The sequence below is a fragment of the Paenibacillus sp. MT86 genome (genome assembly GCF_058792535.1).
Genome location: NZ_CM179499.1, coordinates 5,227,266 through 5,241,767 on the forward strand (window position 1 = coordinate 5,227,266; position 14,502 = coordinate 5,241,767).

Below are 14,502 nucleotides of genomic sequence, written 5' to 3' on the forward strand. Positions count from 1 at the left end.
GTTGGTTAAACCCGGAATTTAACCAACAAAAAACCCCGCCTCTACGTATAGAGGCGGGGTTGAACCCGCGGTACCACTCTAATTCATTTTATGCAAAATGATCTTCTTCGATGGCCATCACCATCTATCCCTGTAACGGTGGAACTCCGGCTAACCCTACATGTTCAGGCAGCTGTTCATAGACGAGTTCAAAGGGAACGACGTTACCGTTTCGCACCTGCCAACGGCTCTCTGAAAAGTCATTTCGCTTTTACTATTTCTAATCAAAACATTTCGATATGAATTTTGATAACTATCTTAGGGAATGAACGGCGATTTGTCAACCCTTCATTTTCCAGAAGTTAAAAACGACGCTTCTTACAACAATCCAGACTTCCTAACGTTAGCCAGGAAATCATGGAACTCCGGAATATTCAGCTGCTGCGCCGCATCGGACAACGCCGTGGCCGGATCGGGATGAACCTCGACCATCACGCCGTCTGCACCCGCAGCCAGCGCCGCTCTGGCACATGGGGCCAGAATGTCTTTGCGCCCCGTGGAATGCGTCACGTCCACCAGCACCGGCAGATGCGTTTCTTGTTTCAGGATCGGCACCGCCGAGATGTCCAAGGTGTTTCTCGTTGCCTTCTCGTACGTCCGAATGCCGCGTTCAATCAGCATAACTTGGGTATTGCCGCGGGACACGATGTATTCCGCAGCGTGCACGAACTCATCGATCGTAGCCGCAAGCCCGCGTTTCAGCAGCACCGGCGTTTGGACATCCCCCGCCGCTTTCAACAGCTCGAAGTTCTGCATGTTCCGCGCGCCGATCTGAATGACGTCAATGTATTCGCACGCAAGCTCGATATGGGCAGGATCCACGATTTCGCTGATCGTCTTCAGCCCGAACTCGGACGCCACTTCCTTCAGAATTTTCAGGCCTTCCACGCCCAAGCCCTGAAAATCGTAAGGCGATGTTCTCGGCTTGAACGCTCCTCCGCGCATGACGGTAATGCCGGCTTCCTTGAGGGCTGCCGCAACCTGGCGCACCTGCTCATAACTCTCAACCGAACAAGGTCCTGCAATCATCACCGGCGTGCCGCCGCCGATCACCGTGCTGCCCAGCTGAATCAGCGTATCCTCCTGCTTCTTCTTCCGGCTCACCAGCAGATGCTTCTTATGATCGACCTGCTGCAGCTTTAAGGATGCCTGAAAAATCTGTTTAAACAAATGACGCACCGTCTCATTATCGAAAGGGCCTTGGTTATGTTCCACCAAGGTGTCCAGCATTTTCTTCTCGCGTACCGGATCGAAATCTGGCACTCCCTGCTTCACTTTCTCCTGACCGATTTCCTTGGCGATCCGCGCCCGCTCCGACAGCAGTTCCAACAGCTGAAGATTGACGGTATCAAGCTCCGATCTCAATTGCTCCAAACGTCCTTGACTCATCTAGAATCTCTCCCTCGCATTTTTTTCTGGTATATATAAACAAAAAGACCCCCCGCCCGGAAAGGGACGAGGAGTCGTGGTACCACCCTTATTAGATATGCGAAAAATATAGCAAGCACATCTCACTTGAACCTCTTAACGCAAGGGTTACGGGTAAACCTACGGCTTGCACGAAACATGCAAACGATCAGAATACCAGCTCCGGAATGAACTTCGGCGGAGAACCTTCACCTGGGCGCTCTCAGTCGGTGGCAGCCCTTTCCTGTCAGGAACGTTCTTTCGCTTACTCTTTCCATCATCGCTTGTTATAACATATCGTGTTGGTTAATTAAGAAGCATTGTATTACACCCCGGATTGAAATTGCAAGAGTTTTATTTAAAGCTTGGGTGCTTTGATGCAGCGATGATTTAAATGGGCGGCCTGATTCTTCAGGAACGTGCATGCACCCTTTCTCTTTGTTTCACGGGATTTCCCCAATACGTAAACAGGCGCCAAACATATTCGAACGGGCCGATCGGGAGCCGTTTGAGCCAGACTTTGCTGCAGGCTGCCTGCACAATAAAAATAATCACGGCCATCAGCATCTGCCAGACCGGCTCAATGGTTCCGTACCACCCCAGACCGTAGCTGTAAAAAATCAATCCGCACAGGATCGATTGAATCAAATAGTTGGTGAAGGCCATTTTGCCGGGATAGGAAAACCACTGAAGCACCTTCTTCCAGAAATTATTCTGGTATAAAAGTGCAAACACTCCGATGTAGGCCAGCGCCAAGAGCGGTGCCCCCACGAACAAGGCTGCGGCCTCGACCCAGGACGGAAGTCCAACCGCCAGCGTCATCACGACCTGAAGCGCAAGACCTGCGATTCCGCCCAGAAGGGCCAATCGGATAATCCCTTGCCGGTGCTTCGGGACCTCGTGCAATATCCGGCGCTTGCAGAAGTAGGCGCCCATCAGGAACATGCCTAAAATTTGCGGGTAAAAAATCACCATGTTGAATATCGAGCTGATATAATCGTTCAGCCGCTGAGCCATGATCTGGGCCATCGACCCTTCCCCGTAAATAGCGGCATCCCGCTCCTGGAAATAGATCCCCATCTGTTGTGCATCCGCCGGGCTAAACGGCTCGAATACCTGGCCGGATGCCGGGTTCAGCAGGCTTGCCCCCGTTAGCAGAACGGGAACGAGCAGCAGCAGGGATACCGACCAGATCAGCAGCGTTTTCGGCTTGCAGCGCTGAAACAGCATCAGGAGGAATCCCATAAGCGCGTAGTGCGTTAGAACGTCCCCGTACCATATCAAGATTCCGTGGATCAGGCCGATCAGAAGCAGAGCCGTTAATCTTCGGGCATAGATGCGGTTAAAACTGCGGCCTTTCGCCTGACTGCTTTCCCGTAACAGCACCATGCCGTAGCCGAACAGGAAGGAAAAAATCAAAATGAATTTGCCGTCAATGACAATCCCGCGCAGCATCATCAGGACTTCATTGTACCAGCCCGACCATAATTCGACCCCGATCGAAATGGTTTGCAGCGATGTCGTAAAAAACGTAATGTTCACCAAAAAGATGCCTAATAGTGCAAATCCCCTCAAGCTATCGATGAGCTGTATTCTGGGCTGTGAATTCGTTGCCATCATCGTACCTCCTTATCATTGTGCCTACAGGTTAAGGTACAATCATAAAGAAAGGATAAAGAAACTCAAATTGGCCTGTAAGTATACAGCAGCTTAAGCATCACTGCGCATGCGGATCATTCTTCCGATCGCTGTTGCCCCCAGATTTCTATCTATCCATTTAAGAATGGTTGAAATTCGGGGGCAGTGTTTGCTTCCGATGCCAGCTCCTTTGGAAAGCTTTCAGGCGACCGCTGCCGCTTCTCCAGAACGATTCCGCCTGCTCCGTTGAAGTAGGGGCATATATAAACTTCAAGTAACAGGCCATTTCTTTATTCTTTCTTTAGAAATGACGTGTACACTTACCAGATAGACCTTTTGAATAGCTATTTCTTGGAGGATGTAATGGATATGGCAAACGAAACGATCCTATTGGTGGATGATGAAGAAGAAATCATCTCTTTTATACAAGATTCATTGGAGCTTGAAGGCTACCGCGTACTCACGGCCGGAAGCGGACAGGAGGCGTTAATCCAGAGCAAGCAGCATCCGTCCCTGATCATACTCGATGTGATGATGCCCGAGATGGACGGCATTGAGGTCTGCAAGCAGCTAAGGGAAACGACGTTGTGCCCCATTGTGTTCCTGAGCGCCTGCCAGAGTGAAATGGACCGAATTAAAGGTCTGGCGGCAGGCGGGGATGATTATCTGCTCAAGCCATTCAGCCTCGCGGAATTAAAAGCCCGAATCCATGCCCATCTGCGGCGGGAACAGCGAATCCACACGCAAAAAGAACAGGGCATCCTGCGGTTCCAAGCCCTGACGATCGATTGCAGGGGGCATGCCGTTAGCTGCAACGGGCACGACCTCACGCTAACAAATAAGGAATTTCAGATCGTAGAACTGCTGGCGATGCATCAGGGACAGGTCTTTTCCAGGGAGCAGATTTACGAGAAGTTATGGGGTTTGGACGCCGATGGGGACGACTCTACCATCACCGAGCATATCAAGAAAATCCGGGCCAAGCTGGCCGCCCACGCACAGAACCGCAGCTTTATTCAAACCGTCTGGGGCATCGGCTACAAGTGGGATCCCCAATGACGAAACATCGTTCCATCAAAAATACGTTCGCCCGCCATTTCGTCTCGATTCTGCTCTGCAGTTTGCTGGCTACGCTTGTGACCTGGGGACTGCTCGTGATGCTGCTGGGTTACTTGTTCAACCATGACATCGCGCTCCCGGCAAATCATTACGAGGCGCAAATCCCCGTGATTACGGAATACGCCCAGAGCCGGGGCGACTCCATCATGAGCACGGAGGGGCAAGCCGAGCTGGAAAAGGTGATTCCCTCACAGGGCATGTCCTACCTGGTCGTGTCCCTTACCGGCAAACCCTTGTACGGGGATCTTCATATCCATGAATCGCTTAACCGGCAGAAGATCCTGGCGCGATTAAACCAGACGCGCAGCGGCATGAATGAAATCGTAGTATACAAGCCGGTTGTCTCCCGGGACGGCAATCTGATCGGGGCTCTGTTGGTTGGATACAGCCTGAAGGTAACGGCGGCCAATCCTGCGCTGAATCCCTTGGTGACCTTTGGGTTCCTTGCGTTCTTCCTGACGCCATTTTTGTATATCGTTTTGTTCACCTTGGTATTCGGCAGGCGGTTCAGCCGAAAAATCAGCGCTCCGCTGCAGCAGCTTCTGCAAGGAGCCGAAATGATTAAAGAGCGTAATTTAGGCTTTAGCATGTCCGGGGCTTCGTCCATTACGGAGGTAAACCGGCTAACGAAGGCTTTTGAAGACATGCGTCAGGAGCTGGAGCATTCCATCGAGCGGGAGTGGAGAATGGAGCAAGAACGAAGCACCATGTTTGCGGCGCTCGCTCACGACCTTCGGACGCCGCTAACGATTGTTCAAGGCCATGTCGAGGGGCTGGAGCAGATGAACGGGGAGCCTGATGAAGGCAAACGGCTGCAGTACCTGCAGGTCATCAAACGGAACACAACCCGCGCTTCGAAGCTTCTTCAAGACATGAACACCATGGCGGAGATCGAGAAGGTGTCTTTTCGGCTCCAGCCGCTTCCCGTGGATATCGAAGAATTGGCGGACGAAAAAACCGGGGAATATGCCGCTTTATGCAGGGGGAAGAACATCGCCTTCCAATCGAAGGTTTACGATAACCGAACGGCCAAGACTCCGATCATGCTCGATCCCTATCGCATCATCCAGGTTCTGGACAATCTCGTATCCAACAGCCTTCGCTACACCCCTGAAGCCGGGCGGATTCTATGGCACATCGAGATCACCGAGCAGCAGGTAGTGATGGCCGTCACGGATAACGGAACAGGCTTTGGGCAGCAGCGGCATCTGCAGCAGGTGTTTAAGCCTTTTTATCAGGGGCAGGTTCATTCTTCCAGGCAAAAAGGGCATTCCGGTCTGGGACTGTATATCGCCAAACTTCTCGTTCAGCACCATGGAGGACATATTGTTGCCGAGAACAACCCGATTCGCGGGGCAACGGTGCGGTTTACGCTGCCGATCCAGGGAACATGAGCCGTCCTACACCATAATGAAAAGGCATGCCCACAATCCAATGGATCGGGGAATGCCTTTATCGTCATACCTTCAACCGATAAATCGCTTTATTATCCAGGCCGCGGATCATTGGTGTCCACGGCTCCGTTTCAATCGTCGTATCCAGGGCGTCCTCTACCATCTGCATCTTGGCATCCAGCAGATCGATATGATGCAGCGCGACGGCCTCGGCCGTTTGCGGCTGAACCGGGCTGCCCCACTCTCCGAGGTTATGATGGGAAAGCACCAAATGCTGCAAGCCCAAAACTACTTCGGATTCAAGCGCGATGCCGTTCTCGATCGCCGCCTCCACGATCCAGTTGGACGCCAGGGCGATATGCCCTATCAGCTTTCCCTGGTTGCTGTAATCCGTTACGATGCCCATCTGCGCGATCATCTCTTCCGGCTTCGCGATATCATGCAGGATAATGCCCGCCCTGATCAAATCCGGATTCAGAAACGGCCGCTGCTTGCAGATGAAATCGCCAATCTCCAGCATGCGGACGATATGGTAAGCCAGCCCGGCGTAATAGGCATGATGATAGGTTTTGGCAGCCGGATAATGCATCAGCTTCTCTTCCACCTTCGACACGCAATACTGTACGATGCTTCGCACCTGCGGCTCCGTAATCTCGTTCATCGTAAGTTTGATCGTATGTAACAGATCCACGGGGCGAATGGGCGCCGCCCTCACAAAATCCGTTAACGAGACGCCATCCGCATCGGTGGCCTTGCGGATACGGCTGATCTTGACTTGAGGCTGGTCCCTGTAGCTCAGTACGGTTCCCTGGATTTTGACCAATTGCATCGGCAGGAACGTTTCTTTATCCTGTATGGTCACATCCCAGTACTTGGCCGATATTTGACCGCTGGCATCCGCGAGAACAATATCGAAATAGTCTTTCGGCGGCGTGCCGTTGGTCTGTCTCATATTCAATTCTTTTAACAAATAAAAACCGACAAAATCATCTTGTATGCTGAGTTTATTAATAGGTTTCATCTGTTCCTCCCCAAAAAATCCCGTTAGGTTTACTATAACAAAGTCCCGTACAGTGAGTCTATTACCCTATACCAGCTCTGTAAAATCGCAGATTCCTGCCTGCGAAGCGGACGGTTGCCGGTTCGCAGGCAGGATAGGGATGACACAAGAAAAAGCACCCGCGGGTGCTTTTTCTGCTATCGCCCTCTTCGCTATCGATTCGGGGCGGGTATTAAGATTTCCAGGCTCCCGGATGGTCGTCCTGCACCAAATCCAGCTCCACGGCCTTCGCGTTCATCTCCACCTGTTCCACGCTCTTGCAGCCGGGAATGACGCAGCTGACGGCCGGATGCTTCAAGCACCAGGCCAAGGCCCACTCGGCCATATTCACGCCCTCCGGCACTTCATTCTGCTTGATCTCCTCCACAAGCTTCAGCTTGGCGTCGATCTCATCCTGGTCACGGTTCTTGCGCACATTGTCGCTGAACACCGTTCCAGGCTTGTATTTTCCGCTTAAGTAGCCGCTCGCAAGCGGAACTCGCGCCAATACGCCAAGATCCTGCTTCAAACATGAAGGGAGAACCTCTTCCTCCGGCGCCTGATCGAGACGGTTATACACGACCTGGATGGCTTTGGCATTCACCTCCGCCGCCTTGTCGGTTTGATAGATATTTCTGTTGCTTCCGATGGATATGCCCAGATTGCGGATGGTTCCCGCTTGGACCTGCTTGTCCAGCATCGTCCACATCTCATCATTGTTGAACACTTCATCCGAGCCGGAATGGAATTGATACAGGTCGATATAATCGGTACGAAGCGCTTTAAGTGATTCCTCCAGCTGAATTCGGATCTGCTTCGCATCCCAAGCATTCTCCCATTGCTCATGCCATCGATGGCCAAACTTGGAGGCAATGACCCAATCCTCGCGGCGGTCGCGCGCCAAGAAATCACCGATGAAATTCTCGGACATATGATGGGGCCCGTAACATTCGGCTGTATCCAGCAAATTAATGCCCAGCTCCTTGGCATGCGTCAAGATGGCATCGACTTCCTTTTGGTTGAAATCCTTCCCCCAATCACCGCCAAACTGCCAGGTTCCCACACCGACTACCGATACTTTCAAATTGGTTTTCCCGAGACGTCTGTATTTCATATACTCACCCCTACTCATGAATTTGTGCGCCTATATCTTATTGTAAAATGCAAGCGTTTGCAACTCTTGCCGAGGATTCTTTTTTCGTTCGCCGATCCTTTTTTCATGCACTCGCCGTATCCATGCTGTTTAACAACAAGTCGTTATGGTGAACCCTATAATACGTACATTTCGTTATCATGGGACGGAACAAGAAAGGAGGAGTCATGGCGTGAATTCCCGGACACTTGAGCAATGGATGCCGGACATTACAGAGAGTCTAAAGGCAAAGACGTCAAATGATTTTCAGCGCATCATCGACGAATTTCTCCCTTATGACCTGGCAAAAATACATAGCCACCTGAGCGACACGGAACAAACCCGCTTTCTGCAGTTTCTGAACGAGGAACAACTTGCCGACATGATTCAGGAAATGGAGCATGACCAGCAAATCGAAGTTCTGGGCAGGCTGGGCAAAGAGAGAACGGCCATCATCCTGGACTTGATGGATAACGACGACCTCGCCATTCTGCTGGACGAGCTGTCACCCGAGCAGAAGGACGAATTTCTCAAGGGAATGCGGGACGAGGAATCCCAATTTGTCCTGAACCTGATGAAATACCCGCCGGAAACCGCCGGCCGAATCATGACGAACCGTTATGTGTGGATCCCCCAGCATTACACCGTTTCGGAGGTGGTCCAGAAGCTGAAAACCTACGTCTCCATTTCGGAAACCATCAACTATCTGTACGTCATTGATCATGACAAGAAGCTGATGGGCGTGGTGTCTTACCGGGGACTCATCTTGGCCGAGCCGGAGGAATATATCGTGGACATCATGCACAGCCGGGTGCTGTCCGTGCCCGTGGATGCCGATCAGGAGGAAGTTGCGCACATAATCCAAAAATACGATTTGGTTGCCATCCCCGTCGTTGAGCAGGACAACCGTCTTGTTGGGATCATTACGGTTGACGATATCCTGGACGTCGTCATTAAGGAAGCCGATGAGGACATTCGGAAAATGAACGCCACCGGAGGCAAAACCATCGACTTCAACACCAAAGCAACCGTTGCCGCCTATCGAAGATTGCCGTGGTTGATCCTGCTCTTATTCATCGGGCTGATCTCGGGAACGATCATTTCCAGATTTGAAGAGACGCTGGCGCAGGTTGTGGCGCTGGCCTTCTTCATGCCCATGATTGCAGGAATGACCGGAAATACCGGAACGCAGTCGCTTGCTGTCATCGTAAGAGGCTTGACCACCAAAGAAATGACCAAATCGCTGGTGTTTCGGCTGTTAGCCAGGGAACTGAAGGTCGGGCTGATGATCGGGGTGACGTGCGGCATTCTGATTTCCCTGATCGCATACTTTTGGCAGGGCAACCTCTACTTGGGGTTTGTGGTCGGAAGCTCGTTGATTGCCACGCTGATCGTGGGCACGATGGCCGGCACCGTCATCCCCCTCATTCTGTTCAAATTCAAGATCGATCCGGCTGTGGCTTCCGGTCCACTCATTACAACCATTAACGATATTCTCTCGCTTGTTATCTACTTTGGCATCGCTACCCTGTTTCTTACCTATATCTAACCGAGCACTTGGGATTAACCATCCCTCTCGATAAAAAGGCTTCCGGGAAATTACCGGAAGTCTTTTTTGGGATCCGCCAGTTTAAGGATATCTTGATCTCATATCGTCTGGGTCTTATGGGATAATGAGGAAAAAGTTTGCAATTGATGCTATCCGCGTTATCATATACGTAAAAGAGGAGAAATGGCGATGAGTAACAATTTATTTCATCCTGAAGCAAGAGAGAAACTAATGTGGCTTAATGAACCTGGACATTGGGAGTTTACGACAGATGACGGGCTCATCATGGATGCTCCATCGAAAGCTGATTTTTTCAAAGACCCTGCAGGAAAACATTTTGCTCATTCTGCACCCTATCTTCATCTTCAGGTTGATTCAACATTCCAGCTAATAACGCAGCTTCAGGTAGACATGCACCATTTATATGATTCCGGGTGCTTGATGTTGATGGCAGACGAGAACAATTGGGCCAAGCTATGTTATGAATTCAATGGCGAGCATGCTACCATCGTTTCCGTTGTTACTCGGAACGGTGTTTCGGATGACTGTAATTCTGAGCGTGTATTCGTCAGCAATCCTTATTTGAAAATGACGAAGAAAGACAAAACGATTTCCTTTTACTACTCATCCGATGGTGAGGTTTGGAAATTGATTCGATACTTCGGAATGGATGCCCCGGTTCCTTTTACTGCGGGTGTGGTCGCTCAATCACCGATGGGAGCAGGCTGTCGAGTCCAATTTCTGTCTTTGCTATTATCAGAATCCGATGAGGAAAGCAGGTTTTAGAAGTTAGCTCATGAGCTGCTTCTTTTTTTGGTTTACGGACGCAAATCGTGCCCTACACTTAGCAGCATTACACGGATATTGATAAGGATACACGTTGCAAGTTCTTGTCCTCAATAAATGCAGTTCAAATATTTCCTTGGTTAAAAGGGCTGGTACTGCTTAAACGTTACCAAAAAGTAATTACATCACTTCAAAGTGCGTACTTCTCAAGCCGAACCCTAACGTGCAAAATGACATTAATCAAGAACATGACGTTAGGAGATGAACTTATATGAATACAGATCAACGTTCACATCATTCGCAAAAAACGGCTTTGGTTGTAGGGGCCAACGGGGTGATCGGCCGCAACCTCATCGAGTACCTTGCGACGCTTCAAGGCTGGGATATCATCGGCGTATCGCGCCGAGGCGGGGAATCTACGAACCGCGTACGTTATATCTCCGCGGACCTGCTTGATCGGGAGGATACGATCGCCAAATTAAGCTCCTTGACCGAAGTGACGCATATCTTCTACGCAGCCTATCAGGACCGGCCAACATGGGCCGAACTTGTCGCGCCGAATCTGGCCATGCTCGTTCATGTCGTGGAGGCGATCGAGCCCATTGCCAACAATCTGCAGCATGTCAGCCTGATGCAGGGCTATAAGGTATACGGCGCGCATCTCGGTCCGTTCAAGACGCCGGCCCGGGAAACGGATGCGAATCATATGCCGCCGGAGTTCAATGTGGATCAGCAGAACTTCCTGGAGGTACGGCAGCAAGGCAAAGCCTGGACCTGGTCCGCGCTGCGCCCCTCCGTTGTCAGCGGATTCGCCCTTGGAAACCCGATGAATCTGGCGATGGTCATTGCCGTCTATGCCTCGATCTCGAAAGAGCTCGGCATTCCTCTGCGTTTTCCAGGTAAGCCGGGAGCCTATCACAGCCTGCTGGAGATGACCGATGCCGATCTGCTCTCGAAGGCGACCGTTTGGGCGGCGACCGATCAACGCTGCGCCAATCAAGCCTTCAATATTACGAACGGGGACCTGTTCCGCTGGAACGAATTGTGGCCGAAGATCGCATCGTATTTTGAGATGGAAACCGCACCGCCCCTTCAGATGAATCTGGAAACGGTCATGGCGGATAAAGAGCCGGTTTGGAATCGCATGATTGAGAAGCATGGGCTTGCGAAGCACGATTATGAAGAGCTTTCATCCTGGAAGTTCGGTGATTTCGTGTTCTCCTGGGATTATGATTTCTTTGCAGACGGCTCGAAGGCCCGCCGCTTCGGGTTTCATGAGTATGTCGATACGGAGGCCATGTTCATGAACATCTTTGACGAGCTCCGGCGGCGTAAAGTCATTCCATAAGCGAACGCGCAACCTGCATGACGAAGAGCCGACTATAAGAGGAATAGCCGCTCTTCTCCTGCAGGTTAATGCGTTCCTTCAAGCGCAGGCTTTTCCAGCACGGTTGCGGACTCGCCGTATTTTCGCTCGATATGCGCATCTCCCCATCGGCACATCAGATGAAGAATCTCCTTCAGGCTCCAGCCATACTCGCTCAGTTCATACTCCACCTTGGGTGGAACCTGATTGTACGTTTTGCGTACTATAATGCCTTCCTCTTCCAGCTCCCGCAGATGCTGTGTCAGCATTTTCTGGGTGATCTGGGGAATCAGGCTTAAAAATTCGCTATTTCGCCTTTTGCCGAAAGTAAGATGAAAGAGAATGACCGGTTTCCACTTTCCGCCAATGACCTCCAGCGTAGCTTCGACCGCCGTGTTGTACACTTTTTCTTTAGACTCCATGCAAGCCTCGCTCCTTCGTTACACATATGGCATTACCACAGATTTCCGATCTCCCGCTTTACTTCTTCCACTATAACACGAACACCTTCCTCGATCTGATCCAATCGCGCTCTGGAAATGCTGATACGTATAAACTTCTCGCGCATCAGGTAGTCGGACAGATAAAACAGCTTGCCGGACACCACATGAACGTTCCGTTCCTTCAGCCGCCTGATCAACCGCTCCAGGTTCACGGTCTGGGGCAGCTTAAACAACTGATATATACCGCCGTCGCCGGGCACGGCTTCAATGAACCCGGTCCCCTCGATCCGCTGCACCGCAGCGTTCAAAACTTGCATTCGGGTTTCGTACTGGCTGTAAATTTTCTGTTTATGCCGCTCGTACATCCCGTTGCTGATATAAATTTCGAGTGCCGCTTGGGAAAGCAGCGACGTATCCCCGTAACTTTTGTAGGCATGGAACGTTTCGAGCAATCGTTCCGGCAGGACGACGGCCCCTAATCGCAGTCCGGGAAAAATGATCTTCGAAAAGCTCTTCAGATACACCACGTGAGAGGATCTGTTGTACGCATAGATTGGATCGTATCCCCGTTCTTCGCCTAAATCGGCCATATAGTCGTCTTCCACAATATAAACGCGATATCGGGTTGCCAGGTTTGCAATGGCCTTCCTCTGCTCGGCGCCGTAGGAAGTACCCAGCGGATTATGATATCTCGGCATCGTATAGAAAAATTTAATGCGTCCGGTTCGGAATTGCTCCTCCAAAGCCTGCAGGTCGATGCCAGCTGCCGTGCGCGCGATTCCGATAACGGGGAACCCCTCGCTCTCCAGAAACTTCAGGTAGTTATTGTAGCTGGGCTGTTCCACCAGAATGATGGACTTTCCGCCAGGGAACGGCATTTTCGCCAAGATCTCGAGCGCCTGCTGAGCGCCTGCCGTGACCACGGTTCTCTCGGCGGTAGTGAACACCTGATTTCCGGCCAGGTGAGAGACCAGGGTATGGCGAAGCTTCTCCATCCCTTGCGTATCGCCATACGTAAACAGCTCATATTTATAGGTATCAATCGCCTTGTTCAGGCAATGTTGAAAATCCAAATACGGGAATACATTCACGTCCGGGGAGGCCGAAGAAAAATCGATCATCGCATGAACGCTCCCGTCCTCCTCCGATTTCGGACGGTCAACCACATAATACCCGCTTTGGGATACGGAATAAATCGCATGCCGTTTCTCCAGCTCGGCGTATGCCCGCAGTACGGTGCTGATGCTGCATCCGTACATGGCTGCCGCACGCCGCACGGAAGGCAGCTTCTGCCCCGGACGATACTGTCCTTCCGAAATTTTGGTTTCCAGCTCCGAGAGAATGGACAAGTATTTTTGCATCATGCACCTCCTGTCTTTTCTATGCTTGATTATATCCGACTCCCCTTTATCCCAAAAGATCTAATATTTTTAGGTGAAAAACCTAATTTTATTAGGTTTTTTGAGTGGAAAGCGTCTGATAAAATATATACAAGCGCTTACAATGCAAGAATCGAGGAGGACATGTGATGACCAAGCCCGTAAAGCCTAACGAACCGATCGTAACCCATATCTATACCGCAGACCCTTCCGCCCACGTATTCGAGGGTAAAATTTATATTTATCCATCCCACGACCTGGATCACGAGAACACGTCCAATGATAACGGCGACCAATATGACATGGAGGACTACCACGTTCTCTCGATGGAGGATGTGAATGCTCCATGCGTGGACCATGGCGAAGCCCTTCATGTGAAGGATGTTCCATGGGCGAAGAAGCAAATGTGGGCACCGGATGCTGCCTTCAAGAACGACACTTACTATTTATATTTTCCTGCCAGGGACCATGACGATATTTTTCGTCTTGGCGTAGCTACAAGCTCTTCGCCTTCCGGTCCATTCAAGCCGGAGCCCCATTACATTCCGGGCAGCTACAGCATCGATCCTGCCGTATTCGTGGACGACGATAACCGGGCCTATATTTATTTCGGCGGTCTCTGGGGCGGACAGCTGGAACAATGGCAGACCGGTTCACACATTCCGGATGCGGAGGGACCTGCAGCAGATGCGCCTGCCATCGGACCGCGGGTCGCTGAGCTGAGCGACGACATGCTTACTTTTAAGGAGTCGCCCCAAGAAATATCCATCGTGGATGAGAAGGGCAACCCGATCGTTGCGGGGGATGAAGAGCGAAGATATTTTGAAGGGCCTTGGGTTCATAAATACAAAGGCATCTACTATCTATCGTACTCCACCGGATCAACGCACAAAATCGTCTATGCCACGAGTGAAAGTCCGACGGGCCCCTTTGAGTTCAAGGGCACGATTCTGACACCCGTTATCGGCTGGACGACCCATCACTCCATCGTTCAGTTCCAGGACAAATGGTATCTCTTCTACCATGACAGTTCCCTGTCCGGCGGAGCAGACAACAAACGCAGCGTCAAATTTACCGAGCTGACCTACAACGAGGACGGCACCATCGAGACGATTAACCCATACGGCAAATAAGCCGTCACAAGCTATGCCGTAAAATAAACAAGCTGACCCACATTATGGATTCAGCTTGTTGCCGTTCGCAATATTGTT

The 14,502-nt window shown here is 51.1% G+C and carries 12 protein-coding genes and 1 other annotated feature; of the genes, 6 read left to right on the forward strand and 6 right to left on the reverse strand.

Features of this window, described 5'->3' with window-relative positions:
- Positions 1-46: 46 nt before the first annotated feature.
- Positions 47-276, reverse strand: a binding site (T-box leader).
- Between the two features lie 81 nt (positions 277-357).
- Positions 358-1,428 (reverse strand): bifunctional 3-deoxy-7-phosphoheptulonate synthase/chorismate mutase, encoded by a 1,071-nt coding sequence (locus AC3RCL_RS23530; RefSeq protein WP_096776156.1) that lies wholly within the window; start codon positions 1,426-1,428, stop codon positions 358-360.
- Positions 1,429-1,857: 429 nt separating this feature from the next.
- Positions 1,858-3,066 (reverse strand): DUF418 domain-containing protein, encoded by a 1,209-nt coding sequence (locus tag AC3RCL_RS23535; protein ID WP_492532312.1) that lies wholly within the window; start codon positions 3,064-3,066, stop codon positions 1,858-1,860.
- 381 nt (positions 3,067-3,447) lie between these two features.
- On the opposite strand from AC3RCL_RS23535, the gene AC3RCL_RS23540 reads away from it, so the two are divergent.
- Both AC3RCL_RS23540 and AC3RCL_RS23545 read left to right on the forward strand, forming a co-directional pair.
- Positions 3,448-4,143, forward strand: coding sequence for a response regulator transcription factor (locus AC3RCL_RS23540; protein WP_192570948.1), 696 nt, complete (start codon positions 3,448-3,450; stop codon positions 4,141-4,143).
- Positions 4,140-5,597, forward strand: coding sequence for a sensor histidine kinase (locus AC3RCL_RS23545; protein ID WP_492532315.1), 1,458 nt, complete (start codon positions 4,140-4,142; stop codon positions 5,595-5,597). The genes AC3RCL_RS23540 and AC3RCL_RS23545 overlap by 4 nt, the downstream gene beginning before the upstream one ends.
- Positions 5,598-5,661: 64 nt before the next feature.
- On the opposite strand, the gene AC3RCL_RS23550 is transcribed toward AC3RCL_RS23545, so the two are convergent.
- Positions 5,662-6,618, reverse strand: coding sequence for a 3'-5' exoribonuclease YhaM family protein (locus AC3RCL_RS23550; protein ID WP_192570946.1), 957 nt, complete (start codon positions 6,616-6,618; stop codon positions 5,662-5,664).
- Between the two features lie 211 nt (positions 6,619-6,829).
- Positions 6,830-7,750, reverse strand: coding sequence for an aldo/keto reductase (locus AC3RCL_RS23555; RefSeq protein ID WP_213579457.1), 921 nt, complete (start codon positions 7,748-7,750; stop codon positions 6,830-6,832).
- 211 nt (positions 7,751-7,961) lie between these two features.
- On the opposite strand from AC3RCL_RS23555, the gene mgtE reads away from it, so the two are divergent.
- The 3 genes from mgtE to AC3RCL_RS23570 all read left to right on the forward strand — a co-directional run bounded on the left by mgtE (position 7,962) and on the right by AC3RCL_RS23570 (position 11,451).
- Positions 7,962-9,317, forward strand: a complete 1,356-nt coding sequence (mgtE, locus tag AC3RCL_RS23560; RefSeq protein ID WP_492532318.1) for a magnesium transporter — start codon at positions 7,962-7,964, stop codon at positions 9,315-9,317.
- Between the two features lie 189 nt (positions 9,318-9,506).
- Positions 9,507-10,103, forward strand: coding sequence for a DUF1349 domain-containing protein (locus AC3RCL_RS23565; protein ID WP_492532320.1), 597 nt, complete (start codon positions 9,507-9,509; stop codon positions 10,101-10,103).
- A 271-nt stretch (positions 10,104-10,374) separates the two neighbouring features.
- Positions 10,375-11,451 carry an SDR family oxidoreductase gene (locus AC3RCL_RS23570; RefSeq protein WP_492532322.1) on the forward strand — a complete coding sequence of 359 codons (1,077 nt, stop codon included), beginning with the start codon at positions 10,375-10,377 and terminating at the stop codon, positions 11,449-11,451.
- A gap of 65 nt (positions 11,452-11,516) precedes the next feature.
- Here the strand turns inward: AC3RCL_RS23570 and AC3RCL_RS23575 are convergent, their stop codons facing one another.
- A complete protein-coding gene (locus tag AC3RCL_RS23575; protein WP_096776166.1) occupies positions 11,517-11,891 on the reverse strand; it encodes a winged helix-turn-helix transcriptional regulator in 375 nt (124 codons plus the stop codon).
- Positions 11,892-11,923: 32 nt separating this feature from the next.
- Positions 11,924-13,273, reverse strand: coding sequence for an aminotransferase-like domain-containing protein (locus AC3RCL_RS23580; RefSeq protein ID WP_332296261.1), 1,350 nt, complete (start codon positions 13,271-13,273; stop codon positions 11,924-11,926).
- Between the two features lie 167 nt (positions 13,274-13,440).
- On the opposite strand from AC3RCL_RS23580, the gene AC3RCL_RS23585 reads away from it, so the two are divergent.
- Entirely contained in the window at positions 13,441-14,424 is a 984-nt protein-coding gene (locus AC3RCL_RS23585) for a glycoside hydrolase family 43 protein (RefSeq protein WP_192570939.1), read from the forward strand.
- Positions 14,425-14,502 lie beyond the last annotated feature (78 nt).

Excerpts from the sequence above, each read along its gene's own strand:
- AC3RCL_RS23565 (WP_492532320.1), top strand. The coding sequence starts at position 9,507 with ATGAGTAACAATTTATTTCATCCTGAAGCAAGAGAGAAACTAATGTGG.
- AC3RCL_RS23535 (WP_492532312.1), bottom strand. The coding sequence starts at position 3,066 with ATGATGGCAACGAATTCACAGCCCAGAATACAGCTCATCGATAGCTTG.
- AC3RCL_RS23580 (WP_332296261.1), bottom strand. The coding sequence starts at position 13,273 with ATGCAAAAATACTTGTCCATTCTCTCGGAGCTGGAAACCAAAATTTCG.
- AC3RCL_RS23545 (WP_492532315.1), top strand. The coding sequence starts at position 4,140 with ATGACGAAACATCGTTCCATCAAAAATACGTTCGCCCGCCATTTCGTC.
- AC3RCL_RS23530 (WP_096776156.1), bottom strand. The coding sequence starts at position 1,428 with ATGAGTCAAGGACGTTTGGAGCAATTGAGATCGGAGCTTGATACCGTC.
- AC3RCL_RS23575 (WP_096776166.1), bottom strand. The coding sequence starts at position 11,891 with ATGGAGTCTAAAGAAAAAGTGTACAACACGGCGGTCGAAGCTACGCTG.
- AC3RCL_RS23555 (WP_213579457.1), bottom strand. The coding sequence starts at position 7,750 with ATGAAATACAGACGTCTCGGGAAAACCAATTTGAAAGTATCGGTAGTC.
- AC3RCL_RS23570 (WP_492532322.1), top strand. The coding sequence starts at position 10,375 with ATGAATACAGATCAACGTTCACATCATTCGCAAAAAACGGCTTTGGTT.
- AC3RCL_RS23550 (WP_192570946.1), bottom strand. The coding sequence starts at position 6,618 with ATGAAACCTATTAATAAACTCAGCATACAAGATGATTTTGTCGGTTTT.
- AC3RCL_RS23585 (WP_192570939.1), top strand. The coding sequence starts at position 13,441 with ATGACCAAGCCCGTAAAGCCTAACGAACCGATCGTAACCCATATCTAT.
- AC3RCL_RS23540 (WP_192570948.1), top strand. The coding sequence starts at position 3,448 with ATGGATATGGCAAACGAAACGATCCTATTGGTGGATGATGAAGAAGAA.